Annotated in this window: 20 protein-coding genes; 15 read left to right on the top strand and 5 right to left on the bottom strand. The window is 65.3% G+C overall.

The annotated features are described in order from the left end of the window. Window positions 1-13 precede the first annotated feature (13 nt). On the bottom strand, window positions 14-271 hold the full coding sequence (locus Mrose_RS14450; RefSeq protein ID WP_182482840.1) for a hypothetical protein: 258 nt from the start codon (window positions 269-271) through the stop codon (window positions 14-16). Between the two features lie 6 nt (window positions 272-277). Next, on the bottom strand, window positions 278-2,092 hold the full coding sequence (gene lepA, locus Mrose_RS14445) for a translation elongation factor 4 (RefSeq protein ID WP_119279436.1): 1,815 nt from the start codon (window positions 2,090-2,092) through the stop codon (window positions 278-280). Between the two features lie 241 nt (window positions 2,093-2,333). On the opposite strand from lepA, the gene Mrose_RS14440 reads away from it, so the two are divergent. Then, complete coding sequence (locus Mrose_RS14440) at window positions 2,334-2,999, top strand: DUF3108 domain-containing protein (RefSeq protein ID WP_119279434.1); 666 nt, start codon at window positions 2,334-2,336, stop codon at window positions 2,997-2,999. Window positions 3,000-3,030: 31 nt separating this feature from the next. Then, a complete protein-coding gene (gene hisD / locus Mrose_RS14435) occupies window positions 3,031-4,284 on the top strand; it encodes a histidinol dehydrogenase (protein WP_119279432.1) in 1,254 nt (417 codons plus the stop codon). Window positions 4,285-4,323: 39 nt separating this feature from the next. Here the strand turns inward: hisD and Mrose_RS14430 are convergent, their stop codons facing one another. Beyond that, window positions 4,324-4,896: a glycerol-3-phosphate acyltransferase gene (locus Mrose_RS14430; protein ID WP_119279430.1), complete on the bottom strand. Its 573-nt coding sequence runs from the start codon at window positions 4,894-4,896 to the stop codon at window positions 4,324-4,326. Between the two features lie 256 nt (window positions 4,897-5,152). On the opposite strand from Mrose_RS14430, the gene Mrose_RS14425 reads away from it, so the two are divergent. The 12 genes from Mrose_RS14425 to Mrose_RS14370 all read left to right on the top strand — a co-directional run bounded on the left by Mrose_RS14425 (window position 5,153) and on the right by Mrose_RS14370 (window position 16,021). Further along, window positions 5,153-6,346: an argininosuccinate synthase gene (locus Mrose_RS14425; protein WP_119279428.1), complete on the top strand. Its 1,194-nt coding sequence runs from the start codon at window positions 5,153-5,155 to the stop codon at window positions 6,344-6,346. A gap of 13 nt (window positions 6,347-6,359) precedes the next feature. Next, on the top strand, window positions 6,360-6,890 hold the full coding sequence (locus tag Mrose_RS14420) for a GNAT family N-acetyltransferase (protein WP_119279426.1): 531 nt from the start codon (window positions 6,360-6,362) through the stop codon (window positions 6,888-6,890). After that, entirely contained in the window at window positions 6,887-8,284 is a 1,398-nt protein-coding gene (argH, locus tag Mrose_RS14415) for an argininosuccinate lyase (RefSeq protein ID WP_119279424.1), read from the top strand. The genes Mrose_RS14420 and argH overlap by 4 nt, the downstream gene beginning before the upstream one ends. A 13-nt stretch (window positions 8,285-8,297) precedes the next feature. Then, window positions 8,298-8,837, top strand: a complete 540-nt coding sequence (locus Mrose_RS14410) for an N-acetyltransferase (RefSeq protein ID WP_119279422.1) — start codon at window positions 8,298-8,300, stop codon at window positions 8,835-8,837. 41 nt (window positions 8,838-8,878) lie between these two features. Beyond that, the gene (locus tag Mrose_RS14405) at window positions 8,879-10,012 is read left to right on the top strand and encodes a type II toxin-antitoxin system HicB family antitoxin (protein WP_119279421.1); all 1,134 of its coding nucleotides are present in this window, start codon (window positions 8,879-8,881) and stop codon (window positions 10,010-10,012) included. A gap of 75 nt (window positions 10,013-10,087) precedes the next feature. After that, entirely contained in the window at window positions 10,088-11,254 is a 1,167-nt protein-coding gene (gene carA / locus Mrose_RS14400; RefSeq protein ID WP_119279419.1) for a glutamine-hydrolyzing carbamoyl-phosphate synthase small subunit, read from the top strand. Window positions 11,255-11,335: 81 nt separating this feature from the next. Continuing rightward, window positions 11,336-11,893: a hypothetical protein gene (locus Mrose_RS14395; protein WP_147371672.1), complete on the top strand. Its 558-nt coding sequence runs from the start codon at window positions 11,336-11,338 to the stop codon at window positions 11,891-11,893. 25 nt (window positions 11,894-11,918) lie between these two features. Then, a complete protein-coding gene (locus Mrose_RS14390) occupies window positions 11,919-12,455 on the top strand; it encodes a DinB family protein (RefSeq protein ID WP_119279415.1) in 537 nt (178 codons plus the stop codon). Between the two features lie 16 nt (window positions 12,456-12,471). After that, window positions 12,472-13,494, top strand: coding sequence for a lipid II:glycine glycyltransferase FemX (locus tag Mrose_RS14385; RefSeq protein ID WP_119279413.1), 1,023 nt, complete (start codon window positions 12,472-12,474; stop codon window positions 13,492-13,494). A 78-nt stretch (window positions 13,495-13,572) separates the two neighbouring features. Next, window positions 13,573-14,139: a hypothetical protein gene (locus Mrose_RS14380; protein ID WP_119279411.1), complete on the top strand. Its 567-nt coding sequence runs from the start codon at window positions 13,573-13,575 to the stop codon at window positions 14,137-14,139. 3 nt (window positions 14,140-14,142) lie between these two features. After that, a complete protein-coding gene (locus tag Mrose_RS14375) occupies window positions 14,143-15,033 on the top strand; it encodes an LptA/OstA family protein (RefSeq protein WP_182482839.1) in 891 nt (296 codons plus the stop codon). After that, complete coding sequence (locus tag Mrose_RS14370; RefSeq protein WP_147371671.1) at window positions 15,008-16,021, top strand: hypothetical protein; 1,014 nt, start codon at window positions 15,008-15,010, stop codon at window positions 16,019-16,021. The genes Mrose_RS14375 and Mrose_RS14370 overlap by 26 nt, the downstream gene beginning before the upstream one ends. A 63-nt stretch (window positions 16,022-16,084) precedes the next feature. Here the strand turns inward: Mrose_RS14370 and Mrose_RS14365 are convergent, their stop codons facing one another. Next, entirely contained in the window at window positions 16,085-17,587 is a 1,503-nt protein-coding gene (locus Mrose_RS14365; RefSeq protein WP_119279405.1) for an ABC transporter ATP-binding protein, read from the bottom strand. A 261-nt stretch (window positions 17,588-17,848) separates the two neighbouring features. Then, window positions 17,849-18,991, bottom strand: coding sequence for a BMP family lipoprotein (locus tag Mrose_RS14360; RefSeq protein ID WP_119279438.1), 1,143 nt, complete (start codon window positions 18,989-18,991; stop codon window positions 17,849-17,851). Between the two features lie 159 nt (window positions 18,992-19,150). Here Mrose_RS14360 and Mrose_RS14355 point away from each other — a divergent pair. Continuing rightward, window positions 19,151-19,856 (top strand): DNA ligase LigA-related protein (locus tag Mrose_RS14355; protein ID WP_420808357.1); only part of this gene is annotated, 706 nt, incomplete at its 3' end.

The following is a 19,856-nucleotide window of genomic DNA, read 5'->3' as shown; positions in this document are numbered from 1 at the left end:
CCGCCTGACCTCCTCAAAAACCCGTTCGGCAGGGTTGAGCTCGGGCGAATAGGCCGGTTGAATGATACGACTGCCCGAAAGCTCGCAGCAGGGCCGAAGTCAGCAGCGAGCCCACCGAAAGTGCGATCAGCACCAGCAGCAGCAGCCAGCCAATCCGAGCGCCGATGGAGAGAAAATTGCTCTGGGGCTCGAGCCACCACATCCCCAGGATGAAGACGCAGTTGGGCAGGAAGATCAGCGCAGCGATGATCCAGAACAGCCGTTGCCGCATCGAACCCTACTCGCGTCCTGCCGACAGGACGGCCAGGAAGGCCTCCTGGGGTACGTCCACCTTGCCGATGGACTTCAGCCGCTTCTTACCCTCTTTTTGCTTTTCCAACAGCTTCTTCTTGCGGCTGACGTCGCCGCCGTAGCACTTGGCCAGCACGTCCTTGCGCAAGGCCTTGACCGTGGCCCGCGCGATGATCTTGCCCCCGATGGCGGCCTGCACGGGCACCGCGAACTGCTGGCGGGGGATGACCTCGGCCAGCTTGTCCACCATGCTGCGCGCGATAGAGTAAGCCTTGTCGCGGTGGGTGATGAAGGCCAGGGCGTCCACGGGCTCGTCGTTGACCAGCACCGTGACCTTGACCAGATCGCCTTCGCGGTAGCCAGCCTGCTCGTAGTCCATGGAGGCGTAGCCCCTCGAGAGGCTCTTGAGGCGGTCGTGGAAGTCATAGAGGATCTCGCCGAAGGGCACCTCGTAGCGCAGCTCGACCCGCTTGCTGCCCCCCGTGCCCCCCAGGTAGTTCATCTGCTCCATGCGCCCCCGCTTCTCCTGCAAGAGCTGCATGATGGGACCGACGTATTCTTCCGGCGTGTAGACCGTGAGCCTGACGTAGGGCTCCTCCATGACTTCGATGGTGCCGGGATCGGGCATCATCGAGGGGTTGTGGACCTCCTCGATGGAGCCGTCCGAGCGCATGACCCGGTAGATCACGCTGGGCGCGGTGGCGATGAGGTCGAGGTCGAACTCGCGCTCGAGCCGCTCCTGCACGATCTCGGCGTGCAGCAACCCCAGAAAGCCACAGCGGAAGCCGAAGCCCAGTGCCTCGGAGGTCTCGGGTTCAAAGTCGAGGGCCGCGTCATTGAGCTTTAGTTTCTCCAGGGCGTCGCGCAGCCGGTTGTAGTCCTGGGTGTCGGTGGGGTAGATGCCGGCGAAGACCACCGGCTTGGCGGGCTTGAAGCCGGGGTAGGCTGCGTCGGTGGGGTTGGGGGCGAGGGTGATGGTGTCGCCCACCTGGGTGTCGCCGATCTCGCGGATGTTGGCGGTGAGCCAGCCGACTTCACCGGGGCCTAAGCCGCCGGTGGGCTCGAGCGAACCGGGCCGGAAGACCCCCACCCGGTCTACCTGGAACTCCTTGTTGTTCGACCACACCCGGATGCGGTCGCCGGGGCGGATGCTCCCCTCGAAGACCCGCACGTAGGGGATCACGCCCTGGTAGGCGTCATAGATCGAGTCGAAGATCAGGGCCTTGGTGGGGTCGGTGGGCTTGCCCTTGGGGGCAGGGACGCGATGGACGATGGCCTCGAGGATGTCCTCCACGCCCTGGCCAGTCTTGCCGGAGGCGAAGACCACCTCCTCGGCAGGCAGGCCCAGCACCTCCTCGATCTCCAGCGCCACCTCCTCGGGCCGGGCGGAGGGCAGGTCGATCTTGTTGACCACGGGAATGATGGTGTGCTCGTGCTCGAGGGCTAAGTAGAAGTTGGCGATGGTCTGGGCTTCGACCCCCTGGGAGGCGTCTACTACCAGCAATACGCCCTCCACGGCGGCGAGGGCCCGGCTCACCTCGTAACCGAAGTCCACGTGGCCGGGGGTGTCGATGAGGTTGAAGGTGTAGGTCTGGCCGTCTGAGGCTTCGTAAAACAGGCGCACCGCGCTGGCTTTGATGGTGATGCCACGCTCGCGCTCGAGTTCCAGCGAGTCGAGAAACTGCTCGCGCATCTCCCGCTCCGACACCGCTTTGGTCATCTGGAGAATGCGGTCGGCGAGGGTGGACTTGCCGTGGTCCACGTGCGCGATGATGGAGAAGTTGCGAATGCGTTCCTGCACAAAGCGTATCTTATCCGATGCTTCGGCGGGCGGGTTGGGGAGGGGGCACAAAGGGGCTTGTACGTCCTACGCTGTACGCAAAACGCAAGACGCCTTATCACCTCCCTTAAGCAAGGGGGGCTGGGTGGGATCCCCCTCCCCACACTCGGAAAAGGAAGGCGCATGTCACGAGCCACAGGCCACGGGCTTATTCCTGACGGCTGACGACTTACCCCCTGCTTGCCTGCCTTATGATTGGGCCATGAACCTGGCTACGCCGCAATCGCTGCGCTTCGTGCTTCGCTATGCTGGGCAGCCGGCGGGGGAGCAGCGGCTGACCCTCGAGCCCATGGGGCGGGGCTGGAGGGTGGTGCTCGAGGCCCAGGTGGACCTGCCCCCACCGCGAACGAGGCACCGCTGGGAGAGCGACCTCGATCCTCGGGGCTTTCCCCGGCGCTACGTCGAGCGCGTCGAGGGCAACGGGGGAGGGGTGATGGAGGTAGACTTCTCCCGCGAGGACGGCCTGGTGGTGGTGAGCCAGGGTCGCGACGACTTTGCCATCCCCTACGTGGCCGACCTGCACGACCCGCTCTCGCTGGTGGTGGCGGTCTCGAGGCTTGAACTCGAGGTGGGGGGAGTCGCTCAGTTTGGCCTGGTGGGGGGACGGGCCTACGCCGAGCGCCTGCCCGACCAGACCCTCACCCTTCCCTGGGGCGAGACCCCGGTGCGGGTCTACCGGCTGCGCCCCGGCCTCTCGCTGCTGTACTTCGACGCGGAAGGCTATCCGGTTCGCCTGACCCAGAAGGTGGGCGACCACGTTTTCGAGGCCGAGTTGCTGGCGGTTGAGGCGCTGCAGCCGAAGTCTAAGGAAAAGGAGGGCCAGCCTGGCCGCAGCCGCCGGCGCCGCCGTCGTCGCCGCTTCGAGTAAGCTTTTGCCCTTGAAGGACCACTCACCCACCATGATTCAGACCGCACAACAAGTCCAAGGGCGCTTCGCCGACCGCCGCATGACGGTCGAATATGGCGAAGCGCTGGAGAGAGTACGTGAGATATTGAGGAGCGTCGAGCTCGAGGGCGACGCCGCCCTCGACCGCTGGAGCCTCGAGCTCGACGGGGCTGCCGTCCAGGAGATCCCCAAGCGCGAGTGGCGCGAGGCCTACGACGACCTCGAGGCCGACCTGCGCGACGCACTGGAGACCGCCAGGGAACGCATCGAGGCCTTCTACCGCAAGGAGCCGCAGGGAGGCTTCCTCGAGGCTACCCCCGAAGGGGTTCTGGGCCAGTTGGTGCGCCCGCTGGATCGGGTGGGGGTCTACGTTCCTGGGGGTAGCGCCCCGCTGATCTCCACGGTGCTCATGACCGCCGTTCCCGCCAAGGTCGCGGGGGTTGGTGAGATCGTGCTGGCGAGCCCGCCCAGGGTCCATCCGGCCATCTTGGCCGCGGCCTGGGTGGCCGGAGCCGACCGGCTGTTCGCCATGGGCGGAGCCCAGGCCATCGCCGCTTTGGCCTATGGCACCGCGCGGGTGCCTCGCGTGGACAAGGTGATGGGGCCGGGCAACCGCTACGTGGTGCTGGCCAAGCGCGAGGTCTACGGTTCGGTGGGCATGGAGGCTCTGCCGGGTCCCACCGAGACCCTCATCGTGGCCGATTCCTCGGCCAACCCCCGCCTGCTGGCCGCCGACTTGCTGGCCCAGGCCGAGCACGGGCCCGACTCCGAAGCCTGGCTGCTCTCGCCCGATAGAGAACTGCTCGAGGCTGTCGAAGCCGAACTCGAGCGCCAGCTCTCCGACCTGCCCAGGGCCGCCATCGCCCGCCAGGCCCTCGCCCGCAGCGGGCTGGTGCGGGTCGAGAGCCTGGAGCAGGCCCTGGAGTGGGCCAACCTCTACGCACCCGAGCACCTCTGCCTGTCGGTGCGCGAGCCGCTGGAATACCTGGGGATGGTGCGCAACGCCGGGGGGGTCTTCCTGGGAGAGCACTCTTGTGAAGCGCTGGGCGATTACATCGCCGGTCCCAGCCACGTCATGCCCACCGCGGGCACGGCGCGCTATGGGGGAGGTCTGGCCTTGCGCGATTTTCTCAAGGTGATCCCGGTGGTGGGGCTTTCCGGCCAAACCACCGTGCGCCTGGCGCAGCTAGGGGCCAGGCTGGCGAGGGAAGAAGGACTCGAGGCCCACGCCAGGGCCCTCGACCTGCGGGCCATCCCCGAGCCCTGAGTCGATGTGAGTCGATGGTCGATAGCCGCCTCGGGCGCGTCACTTCCTGGGGTTGGGCAGGCTGCGGCGGTTCCACTCGGGAAGGTGGCGCAGAGCGATGGGAATCCCCACGCCCAAGCCGAACCAGATATAGGGCGCGGCCTGCCCCACGCTCGCGGCGATCACCGGGAAGCAGAGCGCTGCGAGGGCGATGGACCGGTAGAGGCTGCGCGAGAGGAGGTAGGTCAGCGCGATGAGCACCGCACACGACAGCAGCATCAGTGGTTTGACCGCCAGCAGCACCCCCACGGCAGGTGCCAGGCCTTTGCCTCCCCGGCCCAGCAGCCAGGCCGAGAAGCAGTGACCCCAGACCGCGGCTGCTCCCGCGAGGAGTCCAGCCTCGAGGCTCTTCCCTAAAAACTCACCCATCGCCACAGCCATCAGACCCTTGACCACGTCCAGGACCAGCACCATCAGGCCGGGTACTGCTCCCAGCACCCGCATGGCGTTGAGGGCTCCCACGTTGCCCGAACCCTCAGCCAACAGGTTTTTCCCCTGCAGGAGGCCGAACCAATAGGCAAAGGGGAGGCTTCCGAAAAAATAACCCGCCAGCAGCGCGTTGAGGTAATCCATAAGCCGCAATCCACAGCATAAGGGGTCGTACGTCGTGCGCGAAACGCAAGACGCCCAACGCTGAACTGCGAATGCCAGATGCCGCGCGCCTCTAGGCTACCTGCATATTGACCTGCGGGCACACCCTGCGTATAGTTATGCAGTATGGAAGGGCGAGTGCGACGACTTTGTGCTTGATCCAGGACGTCGGCTTGCCGTTTTTCGGGCGGGGCGCGTCCCCGCCCGAACTATGCAGCATGATTGGAGAATGATGAGCATGAAAATCGTTTTGGCCTACTCCGGTGGTCTGGACACCAGCATCATCCTGAAGTGGCTCATTGAGCACTACAACGCCGAAGTCATCTGCTTCACCGCCGACATCGGGCAGGGGGAGGAGGTCGAGGAAGCCCGCTTTAAAGCGCTCAAGACCGGGGCCAGCAAAGCCTATGCCCTGGACCTGCGCGAGGAGTTCGTGCGGGATTTCGTGTTCCCCATGTTCCGCTCCGGTGGGCTCTACGAGGGCTATTACCTCATGGGCACCTCCATCGCCCGGCCCCTCATCGCCAAGCACCTCGTGCGCATCGCCAAGGAGGAGGGCGCTGAAGCCATCGCACACGGCGCGACCGGCAAGGGCAACGACCAGGTGCGCTTCGAGCTCACGGCCTACTCCCTCGAGCCCTCCATCCGGGTGATCGCTCCGTGGCGAGAGTGGGACTTCGTGGGGCGTCCGCAGATGATTGAGTATGCAGCCTTGCATGGCATCCCCGTCCCGGTGACGCTGGAGAAGCCCTATTCCATGGACGCCAACCTGCTCCACATCTCCTATGAAGGGGGGGTGCTCGAGGACCCCTGGGCCGAGCCCCCTGCCGGCATGTTCCGCCTCACCAAAGACCCCTGGGAAGCGCCCAACGAGCCTGAGCTGGTCGAAATCCAGTTCGAGGGTGGCGACGCGGTGGCGGTCAACGGCGAGCGCCTGAGCCCCGCTGAGCTACTGACCAAGCTCAACACCATCGGCGGGCGGCACGGCATTGGGCGGGTGGATCTGGTGGAAAACCGCTTCGTGGGCATGAAGTCGCGAGGCGTCTACGAGACCCCCGGTGGCACGCTGCTCTACCACGCCCGGCGGGCGGTGGAGAGCCTCACCCTCGACCGCGAGGTGATGCACCAGCGTGACCAGCTGGCCATCAAGTACGCCGAGCTCGTCTACAACGGCTTCTGGTTCGCGCCCGAGCGTGAGGCGCTGCAGGCTTATTTCGACCACGTGGCCCGCACCGTCACCGGCACAGTGCGCTTCAAGCTCTACAAGGGCAACATCATCATGGCCGGGCGCCGCTCGCCCCTCTCGCTCTACGACAAGAGCCTGGTCTCCTTCGACGAGGAAGGCGGCTACGACCAGGCCGACGCCGAGGGCTTCATCAAGCTCAACGCCCTGCGCTTGCGGGTGCGGGCCAAGGCCCAGCCAAGAGATTAGTGAGGTGAGGCGGATGGAACCTACCCCCCAGGACGCCATTTCCCCCCTTAACGGGGGTCAGGGGGGATTGATCCGCCCAGCCACCCTCGACGACGCCCAAGCCATCGCCCAGATGGTTCGCCAGGCCTGGGCGGGTAGGGTTGCTCCGGACTCCTCGGGGCACCGGGAGAGTGCGGAGAAGGTCCGCCTCGATCTGCAAAAAGGCTTTGGCTGGGTGGTCGTCGATGACGAGCAGGTCGTCGCCTCGGTGCGGCTGGTTCCTCATCCCAGTGAAGCCGGGGTAGGGGAGGTCAAGAAGCTCGGCGTGCTGCCGGAGTACCGCAAACACGGCTGGGGACCGAAGCTGATGGAGGTGGTAGAGGAGAAGGCTCGAGCCCTCGGCCTCGTGGAGCTACGCTTGGCCGTCCGGTACGATCAGTACCGCCTGGTCGAGTGGTACGGCTCGCTGGGCTACGTGCTCAACCTCTCTCTCGTCTATAGCGCCGCAAACCCGCTAACCCCTCCGCCTTTCGTACTGCATAAATACCTCGAGGTCCATCCATGAGTCAGGAACAGACCCAACGCACCTGGGGCGGGCGCTTCGCCGAGGCTCCCGACCGGCTGGCCCAGCAGTTCAACGCCTCTTGGACCTTTGACCGACGGCTGGCCCTGGTGGATATCGAGGGCTCGCTGGCCCACGCGGCGATGCTGGCGAAGCAGGGCATCATCAGCGCCGAGGAAGCCGAGACCTTGAGGCGGGGGCTGCTCGAGGTGCGCCAGGAAATTGTGGAGGGCACCTTCGTCTGGCGGGAGGAACTCGAGGACGTGCACATGAACATCGAAACCCGCCTGACCGAGCTCGTAGGGCCGGTGGGCGGCAAGCTGCACACCGCTCGTAGCCGCAACGACCAAGTTGCCACCGACTTGCGGCTGTGGCTGCGGGGAGAACTCAGCGCGATCCTGGGCGAGCTCGAGGCCTTGCGCCGGGTGTTGGTGCAGCAGGCCGAGAAGTACCTCGAGCCCCCCCTCATCCTTCCCGGCTACACCCACCTCCAGCGGGCCATGCCGGTGCTCTTGTCACACTGGTTTTTGGCCTACTACGAGATGCTCTCCCGCGACGCCGGGCGCATCCAAGACGCCCTGAAGCGCCTCAACGAGTCCCCGCTGGGTGCGGCGGCGCTGGCGGGGACTGGCTTTCCCATCGACCGCCACTACACCGCCCAGGCCCTGGGCTTCGCCCGGCCCATGCGCAACTCGCTCGACGCGGTGGCCAGCCGCGACTTCGCCCTCGAGGCCCTGTCGGCCCTGGCCATCGGCCAGCTCACCCTTTCGCGCCTGGCGGAGGAACTGGTGCTCTACACCTCCTTCGAGTTCGGTTTCGCGGTGCTCCCCGATGCCTTCAGTACGGGCTCCTCCATCATGCCCCAGAAGAAGAACGCCGACATCGCCGAGCTGATCAGGGGCAAGGCCGGGCGGGTGCTGGGTAGCCTGGTTGCGCTGGCGACGGTGGTCAAGGGCCTGCCGCTGGCCTACAACAAGGACTTGCAGGAGGACAAGGAGCCCCTCTTCGACGCCTGCGACACTTACCGGGCCTCGCTCAAGCTGATGGCCGCCATGCTGCCGGGGTTGGTGTGGAAGCCCGAACCCATGGCTAAAGCAGCAGAGTCGGGCTTCTCGCTGGCGACCGAGCTGGCCGACTACCTCGCGCAAAAGGGCCTACCCTTCCGCGAAGCCCACCACGTGGTGGGGCGCATCGTGCGCCACTGCGCCGAGGCAGGCAAGGAACTGCGCGACCTCGAGCTGCCCGAGCTTCAGTCCTTCCACCCCCTCTTCGGTGCGGAGGCCCTCGAACTCACCCGGCTCGAGAGCGCCATCCACCGACGACGCTCCTACGGCGCGACCGCGCCGGAGCGGGTCCGAGAAGCCGTCGAGATCGCCAAACGCGAGGTTGGATTGTAATTGGAGGCAAGGGATGAGCACCCTGATCGAAGTTGGAACCACCCGGCTCCCAGACGTGCGCTGGGACGCCAACGTTGAGCTGCGCAAGGCCAGGATGAAGGACGTCGAGCCGATCTACACCCTCATCAAGTACTGGGCCGAGCGCGGCCTCATGCTCGTGCGCAGCCACAACCACCTCTACGAGAACCTGCGCGACTTCTTCGTGCTCGAGGACGAGGACGGCCACATCGTGGGCTCGGGGGCGCTGCACATCCTCTGGCACGACATTGCCGAGGTGCGCGGCCTGGCGGTCCACCCTGAGCGCCAGGGGCAGGGCCTAGGGCGCTGGTTGGCTTTGGCTGCCGAGCGCGAGGCCAAGGATCTGGGCATCCCCCAAATCTTCGCCTGGACGCTACAGGTCAGGTTCTTCACCGGCTTGGGCTACCACGTCACTACCCGCGAGAACCTGCCGCCTAAGGTCTACCAGGAGTGCAGCCAGTGCCCCTTCTACGACAACTGCCGCGAGATCGGCGTGACCAAAGTGCTCGATCCCGACAACGCTTTTCGGAAGTAGGGCTATCTACTCGCCCTCATCTGGCCGGGTAAACTTCAGCCATGGGTCTTCTCACCGACTACCTTGCCGCCGCCCTCAAGTCAGCCAACTACAAGCCGGGGGAAGGGGGGTTCATCGAAGGGGCCGTGCCGGAAATTCCGGGCCTGCTGGTGCGGGGCCGCACCTTCGAGGAATGCCGCGAGCGCCTGCGCAGCGAACTCGAGACCTGGCTCGCCCGGGCCCTGCTTTCGCACCAGGCGCTCCCCGAACTCGGCGGAGCAGGGGCTCTTTTGCAGGAACTCGCCCTCAGCACCCACCCCAGCACCAACCCCGTCGAGCAGGCCATCCTGCAGAACACCCGCACCATCCTCCAGGAACTGCGCAGCCTGCGCCGGGGTGGGGGCGGAGGACGCCCGGAGGCTCAGCCTGCCGCCCCTGCCCCTCAAGCCCAGCCCCAGGCCCAGCCGCAGCCCAAGCGCCCCGGCCTCAAGGTGGCCGATTACCTGGCCGAGGTGGGCTTGCAACTCAAGCCCAGCCTGCCCCCATCCAACGAAGCCGAGGACAAGGCGCTCGAGCGCCTGGCGGGCTTCATGGGCGAGCGCTACTCGGCCTTCGAGGGGCTCTATGCCCGCCTCAAGAGCGCAGCGGCGCGGGGCGGGGCCGACTTCCAGTACTCGCTGAGCGCTTTGAGCCAGCAGGACATCGGCACCAACACCCAGATTTGCTTGTGGCTGAAGGAGGCCGGGCTGTTGCAGAAATACACTTACTCCAGCAAGCAGCGGCGCATCTATGCCCGGCCCAGCAGCGAGGGCAAGCACCAGGGCTTCCTCACCGGCGGTTGGTTCGAGCGCTACGTGCGTCAGCGGGTGCAGCTCAGCCTGCGGCGGCGCAACATCCCCTACGACCTCGAGGCCAACCCCCTCATCCTCTATCCCAACGGCGACCGCTTCGAGGTAGACTTGCTGGTGCGCACCCCCAACCGCTTCCTGCTCGTCGAGTGCAAGACCGGCGAGTTCGACGAGGCTCTAGACCGCCACCAGCGCATCGCCTCCGACCTGCGCATCCCGGCCAAGCAGGTGCTCTACGTGCTGCTGGGTATCCCCGAGCCGGTGCTGGATGAGCTGAGCAGCCAGTGGGGCTTCACCTTCGCCAACGAGAAAACCCTCGACGAGCAATTGGAGGCCGTGCTGGTTTGAGGCCCTGAGCGCCAAAAAGGTGCCGGGGGCCACGTTGAAAGCTGCCAGAGCGCGGCATAGAATGCGGAGATTGCCATGAAGGAACGCGCGGTTTTAGTCCTCGAGGATGGCACCACTTACCACGGCTATGCCTTCGGACACCGGGGCAAGAACGTGGGTGAGGTGGTGTTCAACACGGCCCAGACCGGTTACCAGGAGATCCTCACCGATCCGAGCTATAACGGCCAGATCGTGGTCATGACCTACCCTCACCAGGGCAACTACGGGGTCAACGTTTTCGACATGGAGTCCAACCGCCCCTGGGTGCGCGGTTTCGTGGCACGGGAGTTCAGCACCTATGCCGCCGGGCCCCGCGCCCAGCAGAGCCTCGCGGAGTTCATGACCGAGCACGGGGTGGTGGGCCTCGAGGGTATCGACACCCGCGCCCTGGTGCGCAAGATCCGCGAGGGGGGCGTGCTCAAGGGAGTCATCGCCCACGCTTCCCACCTCGGCGACCCCAACTACCGCTTCAGCCAGGCCGACCTCGAGGCCCTGCGCGAGGAAGCCCGCACCTGGAAGGACATCGACGGGCGCGACATGACCCCCGAGGTCTCCACCCCGCTGCCCTACCAGTTCCCCACCTTCAAGGGCAAGCGCCGCATCGTGGTGATGGACTTCGGCATCAAGCACGCCCAGATGCGCTACATGGCCGAGCTGGGCTTCGAACTCATCGTGGTGCCCGGCAAGACCAACCCCGCGCAGATCATGGCGCTCGAGCCCGCCGGGCTCTTCGTCTCCAACGGCCCCGGCGACCCCTCCATGCCCCGCTACGCTCACGAGACGCTGTGGAAGCTGATGGGCCTCTTGCCCACCTTTGGCATCTGCCTAGGCCACCAGTTGCTGGGTCTGGCCGCGGGCGGGCGCACCTTCAAGCTCAAGTTCGGCCACCGGGGGGCCAACCACCCGGTCAAGAACCTGCTCACTGGCAAGATCGAGATCACCAGCCAGAACCACGGCTACGCCGTAGACCCCGACTCCCTCAAGGAGTTCCGCCCCACCCACATCAACCTCAATGACGGCACCCTCGAGGGCATGGCCCACCTGCGCTACCCGGTCTTCAGCGTGCAGTACCACCCCGAGGCTTGCCCCGGCCCCCACGACTCGCTCTACCTCTTCCGGCGCTTCCTCGAGGAAGTCGAGGCCTTCCACGGCGTAACTGGAATGCCGGTAGAAAAACAACGCACGGATAAACTCGGCGTTTAGAAAACCAGTGACCAGAACTTATATCTACCGCGCTTGAGATTGATTTGCTAGAATGCCTGCGAGTTTATCTCGGAGGCTTCTATGAAACGATTGCTTTTTGCGGGACTGCTGACCTGGCTCGTGGGGTGTGCTCCTGCCGCCGTCGAGCAAGCCCCGGCGACGGCTTCTTCCGGCCCCGCCACCGGGAGCGAGGCTGTGGCGAGCACCCCTGAGCCCCCGGCGGCGCCCAGGTCCTCATCTCAACCCCTGACCAAACCTGCCGAAGGGGGCGTGCTCAGGCAGGGCCAGATCTGGACCCTGTTTATCAAGGACCCCACCCTCGCCAACGTCACCTTCAAGGTGATCGTGCGGAGGCCGCCCTTCCAGGCGGTGAAGGGAACCGGGACCCAGGGAGCCATCATCGTCCAGGACAAGCGGCATATCGTGCTGGCCTACAGCCCTTCCACCCAGCAGCTCAACGCCACCGTCTACCTCGAGCCCCTCCGCGGCTACGCGACCTCGAGGGCGCTGTTCTGCTCGGCGACCCAGAGCGGCCCCACCTGGACCGGTCTCACCTTCGTGGGCACCCGCGAGGCTTACCCTGAGGCCGTCCGGCAGCGCAAGTACACCGGGCGCTGTGCCCTGAAGCTCGAGCCCTGAGCCTCCGGGTGGGTAGAATCACCCCATGCAGACTCCCACCCGGCTCCCGCCGTTCCTGCGCGGCGACATTGAAGGCGTTCACCCCCTGGTTTCGGTCTGGCTTCGCAACCTCGAGGAGGTCTCGCAGACCGTGGATAAATGGGCTGCGGACCTCTCCCCAGAGGGCTTCTGGTGGGTGCCTGCGCCCGAGGCCAACGCCATCGGCGGGCTGGTGCGCCACATCGGCATCTCCTCGGTGCGCCTGTACTACCGGGGGATAGGGCAGGAGATCCCCGAGGCTTACCGGCTTCTGCCGCCGGAGCAGTTGCGGGTGACCCACGAGCCTCCTGCGGCGGTGCTGGAGGAGTTTCGCGGGAACCTGCGCCTGGTTTGGGAGGGGCTCTGCCGGCTCACGCAAGACGACTTCGAGGCCCTGCGCTCCTGGGGCGACTTCGCCCCGGTCCGGGCGATCTACGTCTTCGACCACATCGCCGCGCACGCCCAGCACCACGCCGGGCAGATCATCACCACGCGCAAGCTGTGGGAGTCGCTCGAGACTCATTTGTACCCTCCACGGCTTTGAGGCATAATGACCTTTCGTGCTTCGACTCGAGACCATCACCAACCCCACCCGCTGGAACGCATTGGTGGCCTCCTTGCCCATCACCAGTGCGCTGCAAAGCTGGGGCTGGGGAGAGGTCAAGAAGCTTTCGGGCTGGGTGCCTGAGCGGATCGCGCTCTACGAGGGCGAGGAGCTAGTAGCAGCGGCTCAGTTGTTTCGCCGCAGCTTCTTTGGGCCATTCTCGATGCTCTACGCTTCGAGGGGCCCGGCCCTGCGGAGGATCGAGGATTTGCCCAGGGTGGCCGAGGCTTTGCGGGTCAGGGCAGGGGGGGCAGCTTACCTCAAGCTCGAGCCCGAGACCGGGCAGGATGCGGCGGCTACGCCCCCGAGCTTCCCGGCCCTGAGCCACAATGAGACCATCCAGCCCGAGTACACCATCTGGCTCGACCTGCGGCTGGGGCGCGAAGCGCTGCTCGAGGGCATGGATGGCATGCACAAGCGCAACACAAAGCTCGCACAGAAGCGTGTCGTCACCACCATCGAAGGCGAGGAGGCTTTCGAGGAGTTCTGGGCGCTATTTGAGCAGACCAACCGTCGGGCAAAGCTGCTCCAGCACAGCAAGGAGTACTACCAGGCCGTGCTGCGCGAGATGAACCAGCCGGAAGGGCAAGCCTTCATTTCCATCGCTCGCCACGAGGGCAGAGCCCTGGCGGCGGGGTTGTTCGTGGCCTTCGCGGGCAAGCTCGATTACCTCTACGGGGGTTCCAGCCGCGAGAACTCCAACGTCAAGGCCCCCAACGGGATGCACTGGGGGGCCATAGAGTGGGGCATACAGCACGGCTACCACACCTACGACCTGTGGGGCGTTCCGCGCCAGAGCGAAGGGAGCCATGCGGCGGGGATCGATCGCTTCAAGGAGGGTTTCGGAGGGCGGCGGGTGCGTTTCCCGGCTTACGATCTGGCCCTCTCGCCGCTCTATGGCCCGCTGACCAAAGCCCTGCGCCTGCGCAAGAATTGGATGAACTACCGCGCACGGGGCACTACCCGAGACGTTTTGTGAGATGGATGGATTTTGGCCGGGGTTGTGCCCCTGCCCAGGCTTCACGCTTCTAAGGCCATGAGTGTCTAGGTTGAGACCGTGTTGCGTCCCGCCCTGATCCTGCTCGTTGTCATCGTTGCCCTGGCGGTGGTGCTCACCAGTCGCCCGGTGCCCCTTCCACCGACACCCAGCCGGGGGGTGGTGCTGCAGAACGTCCGGCTCGACCTCTATCCCGAACAGGACCCCGAGGCTACCTGGAAATTTGAGGCTGGCCGGGTTGAGCAGGATCCCGGCAGCCGCGAGGCCAGGGTGAGCGAGCTCAAAGGCGGCGAGCGCTACGTCAGAGGTGAGCTCGATCTGCGGCTCAAGGCCCCCTCGGTCGTCATCGACCGTGTGGATAACCTTCGCTTGCCCTATGCCACCGTGGAAATCCTCGAGGGCTGCTACCGGCTCGAGTTGGGCAAGCCGGGGGAGAGCGAGGTGCTGGTGGACCAGCGCTCCGGCTTCAGCGCTCCCAGCATCCACCTCACCGCGCCGGGGATCGAGATCTTCGGGCGCAACTTCCGCAGCGACTTCGGCATGCAGAGCCCGACCTGGAACATCCAGAAGGAATCTGCCCAGACGGGCGGCGAACTGCCCCCGTGTGACATAGAAGGTGGTCGATAGGACATGAGACGAATGCTTTGGCTTGCGCTAATTGGGGTGGCTTTGGCCGCCAACGAGGTAAGGATCATCACCATCGAAAGTGCCGATCCCAACGCGACCCGCTCCGGCGATCTGCGCTATGGCCCCTGGCTCTACCAGAGCAGCCAGCCCGGTGGGATCAAGGGAACGGTCAAGGATCTGGTGATCACCTCGAGCAAGGCCACGCTGAGCGCCCCGCAGGGCAAGACCATGAAGGACGCTGAGGGTGAACGCACCGCTACCTTCGAAGGCAGCATCGTGGTCAAGCGTGACCGCATGACCGCTAAAGGCCCCAAGCTGGTCTATCAGGAAAGCACCGGCCTGGGCACGCTCTCCGGCCCGGCGCAGATGCGCCAGGAGCCCAAGGACGACAAGGGCGACCCGGTCGAGGTCACCGCCGGCAAGATGACTTTCGACGTGGATACCGACGTTTCGACCAGCGAGGGCAACGTGCTCCTCAAGAACGGCAACCAGGAGGGCCAGTCGGACACGGTGTACTACGAGGAAAAGCGCGGCCTGGCCATCTTCAACGACAAGGAGCAGGTGGTGCTCGTCCGCAAGCGCAGCGGAGCCGATGGCAACCTGATCATCCGGGCCAAGGAGGTGCGCAGCCTCACCAACGACAAGCGCCTCATCGCTACCGGCGGGGTCACGCTGGTCGATGGCAACATCACCACCACCGGCGATAGCCTGGTCTACGACGACAAAACCGGCATCGCCATCGTAGCGGGCAAGCCCGCCCGCAGCGAGAACCCCAAGGAAAACTTCCGCCTCTCCATCGGCGTCATCCAGCACGACGTGAACAAACACCGTGCGGTGCAGTACACCAAACCCTTCACCCTTCCCGTCAATGACTTCCAGAAAGCGGCTAAATAGCTGGCTTTTGCTGTGGGCGGGGGCGACGCTGGCGCTCGCCCTCGCCCAGGAGTGGTATCCCGCGACGGTCGAGCTGGTGCGCCGGGGCAAGACCATCGTGGCCCAGCAGCAGACCCCCGAGAGCTTTTTCGCCGCCGAGTTCGGCGACATCGTGGTGGGCCAGATCGAGGCCATCGAGCAGGGCATCATCCGCCTGAAGGGCAAAGAGGCCTATTGGACCAACGCGGAGACCCGCATCCAACGGCAGCACCGGCAGGCCAGGCTCGAGGAGTTCAAGGCGGGGGAGTGGGTCGAGCTGGTGTTCAACTCCGACCGCAAGAACGATGCGGGGCAGAGCTTCGTCATGCGGCTGGTCCCCCTGAGCAAAAACGCCGAGCAGGCCGTGGAAAAGCGCACTAAGTACAACTACGCGGTTATGTCGGACGCTAAGCGGGTCAAGGTGACGTTTGGCAAGGACGCGACCGCTTTTGGCAACCTGGTCCTGGTAGACCAGGGCCTCGAGGAACTCATCCTGCTGACCGATGGCATCGCACGGCTGACGGGGGAGGGCGACACGGAAAAGCTCGAGGTTGCCCGCAAAGCCACCCCCAACTCGGTCGAGATACAGCAAGGGCGCAGCAAGGCTTTTGGCACCGAGCTGCTCTACAACAACGAGACCGGCGAAGCCAGCGTCTCGGGACCCATCAAGCTCGAGCGCTCGGGCGACAAGCCCCTCAGCGGCGACTCGAATGCCCTGACCTATAACGTAGACGACGAGACCCTGCTGCTTTCTGGCCAGGTGCGGCTGGTTCAGAAAGACCGCACCACCACCGCGCAAAGTGCCGTAGTGCGCGAGAAGGACGGCGTGGCTTTCCTCTACGGCACCCCCCAGGCTCCCGTCACCAGCGAGAGCAAGGACGGCAAGGTGCGGGGTGCTAGGCTCAAGTACAACCTCGACACCGGCGACGTGGTGGTGCTCGAGGGCATTCAGGGCGAGTTCCAGGATTAGCGACTTCTCATAGAAGTCGCCGATAGCTCATAGCCACCTGCGCTTTGCGCTCGTACGACCCCTCTACGCCCTGATCCCTGCCATCAGCAGGCCCAGGCGTTCCTCGGTGGCCTCCTCGGCTTTGAGTTCGCCCATGATCCGGCCCTCGAACATCACCAGGATGCGATCGGAGAGCGAGCGCACCTCGTTGAGGTCGGCGGAGACCAGCAATACCGCCAGGCCCCGGTCGCGGGCCGCGATGATCTGCTCGTGGATGAACTCGATGGCCCCGATGTCCACCCCGCGGGTGGGCTGGGCCGCGATCAGCACCCTAGGGTCACGGGAGAGCTCGCGCCCGACGATGATCTTCTGGGCGTTTCCCCCGGAGTAGCGCCGCCCGGCCAGCTCGGTGCTGCGGGGCCGCACGTCGAAGTTCTCGACGACCATTCGGGCGTGCTGCTCGATGTTGTCGGCCTCGAGGAAGCCCATTATGGTGTATGGCTTGCGGTAATGGTCACCCAGGATGCAGTTCTCGCGGGTGCTGAAGTCGAGCACCAGGCCACGCTGGTTGCGGTCTTCGGGGATGTGCGACAAGCCCCACTCGCGCACGGCTCGGGCTTTCTGCGGCAACTCCTGGCCGCCATAGCGGACTTTGCCAAGGTAAGGCCGCAGCCCGGTGAGGGCCTCGACCAGTTCGGTCTGCCCGTTGCCTTCCACCCCGGCGATCCCCACCACCTCGCCGGCGCGAACCTGAAAGCTGATCCCCTTGAGGCTGTGCTTGGGGTTGTGCGACTGGGCTACCAGGCCTTCGACCTCGAGCATCACCTCGCCAGGGGTCTTGGGGGTTTTCTGCACGGTGAGGATGACCTCGCGCCCCACCATCATGCGGGCGAGTTCCTCCACGCTGGTGTCCTTGGTGTTGACCGTGCCCACCACCTTGCCGTCACGGATGACGGTGGTGCGGTCGGAGACCCGGATCACCTCGGCCAGCTTGTGGCTGATGAAGATGGCCGCATTGCCCTGCTGCACGAACTTGCGCAGGAACTCGAAGAGCTCCTCGGCTTCCTGGGGAGTGAGCACGGCGGTGGGCTCATCGAGGATGAGGATGCGGGCCTTGCGATAGATGGCCTTGAGGATTTCGACCCGTTGCTGCAAGCCTACGGCGAGGTCTTCGATCTTGGCGTCGAGGTCGAGGTTGAAGCCCAGCTCCTTGTTCAGGGCCTCCACTTCGGTCCGGGCGCGCGCGAGGTCGATCTGGGCAGGGCTGCCGGGCTCGGAGCCCAGGATGACGTTCTCGAGCACGGTGAAGGGCTCGACGAGCATGAAGTGCTGGTGCACCATGCCGATGCCTTTGGCGATGGCGTCACGCGGGCTGGTGACGTGGACGGGTACCCCCTCGACGATGATCTCGCCTTGGTCGGGCTTGACCAGCCCGTAAACGATCTTCATGAGGGTGCTCTTGCCTGCACCGTTCTCGCCCACGATCGCCAGCACCTCACCCCAGCCCACGTCGAGGGAGATGCGGTCGTTGGCCAGAACCAGGGGATAGCGCTTGGTGATGTTGCGCAGCTCGAGGGCCTTTGCCATGACATAGATAATACCGAAACGTTGTGCGGTGGGGGTCTGACGCCGGATGCCGAGCGCTGAACGTGGGTCGTACGTCGTACGCGATACGCAAGACGCAAAACGCAAAACGCCTTGTTCCCCCCTTAGCAAGGGGGCTGGGGGGGATAAACCCTTCCCGCGTGCGGAGAGGGACGGGGAGAGGTGAACCACGAGCCGCGAGCCTCCCGCTGACGGCTGAAAAAAACCTCTCCCCGGAGGGAGAGGCTTGGGGCCCTGGCTGCTCTAGCGGGCCGAGGGGACCTTGAGGGCGCCGCTGATGATTTGCTGGCGCAGGGTGCCCAGGCGGTTGAGGACGGCTTGGGGGATCAGGGCCTTGTTGAATTCGTCGAGGGCGTAGCCCACGCCGTTGTTGGAGAGGCCAAACTCCAGCACCCCACCCTTGAAGGCGCCCTCCTTGACGTTCTTGATCACCGAGTAGGTGGCCTGGTCAACGCGCTTGAGCATCGAGGTGAGCACGTGGTTGAGGGTGGCGGGGTTGCGGTCGGTGTCGCCCAGGTAGTTCTGGTTGGCGTCCACGCCGATCATGAAGACCGGGCGGGTGTTGCCCGCGCAGGCCTGGTTGTAGGCGGCGTACTTGGGCACGTCCTTGAAGTTGTCGCTGACGAACTTCACGCCCGCGGGCAGTTCACTGGCCTTGAGGCAGCGCTTCTGCAGGACGAAGTCCTTCACACCCAGACCGCTGGCTCCGGCGGCGGCATAGATGATGTCGGCGCCCTGGCGGTTCTGGCTGGTGGCGAGCTCCTTGCCCTTGCCGGGGTCATTCCAGGCGGCGGGGGTGGTGCCGACGTAGTTGATGAGCACCTTGCCCTTGATGCCCCGCGCGGCGAAAGCCCGCTCGGCACCGGCCTTGTAGCCCTGCTCGAACTTGTGGATCAGCGGGATGTCCATGCCGCCGACGAAGCCCACCACACCGGTGTTGGACAGACTGCCGGCGATGTAGCCTACCAGGAAGCTGCCCTCGTGCTCGCGGAAGACCAGGCCCACGGCATTGGGCAGCTTGCCCTCGCCGGGCACGTCGTCGATGACCGCGAACTTCACATCGGTGAACTCCTTGGCCGCTTGGGTGATGGCGGGGTTGTTGGCGAAGCCCACGCCGATGACCAGATCGAAGCCCTCCTCGGCGAACTTGCGGATGCCCGAACCCACCTGCGAGGGGTCGGCGGGCTCGAAGTCGAAGATCTGCACGCCAAGCTCCTTGGCGGCGCGCTGGGCACCCTCGTAGGTGGACTGGTTGAAACTGCGATCCTGCTTGCCCCCGGCGTCGAAAGCCAGGCCCACGCGAATCGGATTCTGGGCCAGCGCCGCCAAGCTGGCCACACCGGCCAGGCCCAGGGCCGCGATCCCGAGTACTACGGATTTCTTCATCGTGACTCCTCTCGAAGTGAACACCAGCATTTGGCTATTGCCGAGCGGCATTATATGGCACCTTTCGTGAGTCTTGCAAAGCATTGGGCGCGGTGGGCACGAAGCAGGTGGGGTGGGGGTGGCGTTTCGCCCAGAGCATAATCGGGGTAGACTTTAGCCATGAAGAATTCCGACGCCTACAGGCGAATCCTCGAGCTGCGGGAGGAATTGCGCTACCACAACTACCGCTATTACGTCCTCGACGCGCCCGTGATCTCCGACGCCGAGTATGACCGTCTGCTGGCCGAGCTCAAGCGCCTGGAGGAGCAGTATCCCCAGTGGGTCACCCCCGATTCGCCCACCCAGGTCGTGGGCGGCGGGATCCTCGAGACCACCTTCGCCCCCATCACCCACCCCACCCCGCTCTACTCGCTGGACAACGCCTTCGGTCCCCAGGACATCGTCGAGTTCGAAGCCCGAGTGGCCCGCGCGCTGGGGCTGCCGGGGCCTTTCGACTACACCCTGGAGTACAAGATCGACGGGCTGTCGGTCAATTTGTTCTACCAGGACGGCGTGCTGGTGTGGGGGGCTACCCGCGGCAACGGCACCGTGGGCGAGGACGTGACCCCCAACCTGCTGGGCGTCGCCGGGATTCCGCGGCGGGTGGCGCTTTCGGGGCCGCTGGAGGTGCGCGGGGAAGTCTACCTGCCCATCTCCGCTTTCCTCGAGCTCAACGCCCGGCTGGAAGAGGAGGGCAATCCGCCCTTCAAGAACCCCCGCAACGCCGCGGCGGGCTCCTTGCGGCAGAAAGACCCCCGCGTCAGCGCCAGCCGGGGTCTGAAGGGTTATTTCTACGGGGTTGGGCTGGGGGTGAACGCCCTGGGGG

This window comes from Calidithermus roseus (assembly GCF_003574095.1).
Lineage (GTDB): Bacteria > Deinococcota > Deinococci > Deinococcales > Thermaceae > Calidithermus > Calidithermus roseus.
Note: the sequence above shows the minus strand (reverse complement) of the source record. Positions and strands in the feature narration are given on the sequence as shown.

Bases quoted from the DNA above. Each gene is read 5' to 3' on its own strand.
- Mrose_RS14390 (WP_119279415.1), top strand. From the start codon at position 11,919: ATGCAGACTCCCACCCGGCTCCCGCCGTTCCTGCGCGGCGACATTGAA.
- Mrose_RS14365 (WP_119279405.1), bottom strand. From the start codon at position 17,587: ATGGCAAAGGCCCTCGAGCTGCGCAACATCACCAAGCGCTATCCCCTG.
- Mrose_RS14450 (WP_182482840.1), bottom strand. From the start codon at position 271: ATGCGGCAACGGCTGTTCTGGATCATCGCTGCGCTGATCTTCCTGCCC.
- Mrose_RS14410 (WP_119279422.1), top strand. From the start codon at position 8,298: ATGAGCACCCTGATCGAAGTTGGAACCACCCGGCTCCCAGACGTGCGC.
- Mrose_RS14375 (WP_182482839.1), top strand. From the start codon at position 14,143: ATGAGACGAATGCTTTGGCTTGCGCTAATTGGGGTGGCTTTGGCCGCC.
- Mrose_RS14420 (WP_119279426.1), top strand. From the start codon at position 6,360: ATGGAACCTACCCCCCAGGACGCCATTTCCCCCCTTAACGGGGGTCAG.
- Mrose_RS14405 (WP_119279421.1), top strand. From the start codon at position 8,879: ATGGGTCTTCTCACCGACTACCTTGCCGCCGCCCTCAAGTCAGCCAAC.
- carA (WP_119279419.1), top strand. From the start codon at position 10,088: ATGAAGGAACGCGCGGTTTTAGTCCTCGAGGATGGCACCACTTACCAC.
- Mrose_RS14360 (WP_119279438.1), bottom strand. From the start codon at position 18,991: ATGAAGAAATCCGTAGTACTCGGGATCGCGGCCCTGGGCCTGGCCGGT.
- Mrose_RS14395 (WP_147371672.1), top strand. From the start codon at position 11,336: ATGAAACGATTGCTTTTTGCGGGACTGCTGACCTGGCTCGTGGGGTGT.
- Mrose_RS14440 (WP_119279434.1), top strand. From the start codon at position 2,334: ATGAACCTGGCTACGCCGCAATCGCTGCGCTTCGTGCTTCGCTATGCT.
- argH (WP_119279424.1), top strand. From the start codon at position 6,887: ATGAGTCAGGAACAGACCCAACGCACCTGGGGCGGGCGCTTCGCCGAG.
- Mrose_RS14430 (WP_119279430.1), bottom strand. From the start codon at position 4,896: ATGGATTACCTCAACGCGCTGCTGGCGGGTTATTTTTTCGGAAGCCTC.
- Mrose_RS14425 (WP_119279428.1), top strand. From the start codon at position 5,153: ATGAAAATCGTTTTGGCCTACTCCGGTGGTCTGGACACCAGCATCATC.
- hisD (WP_119279432.1), top strand. From the start codon at position 3,031: ATGATTCAGACCGCACAACAAGTCCAAGGGCGCTTCGCCGACCGCCGC.
- Mrose_RS14370 (WP_147371671.1), top strand. From the start codon at position 15,008: ATGACTTCCAGAAAGCGGCTAAATAGCTGGCTTTTGCTGTGGGCGGGG.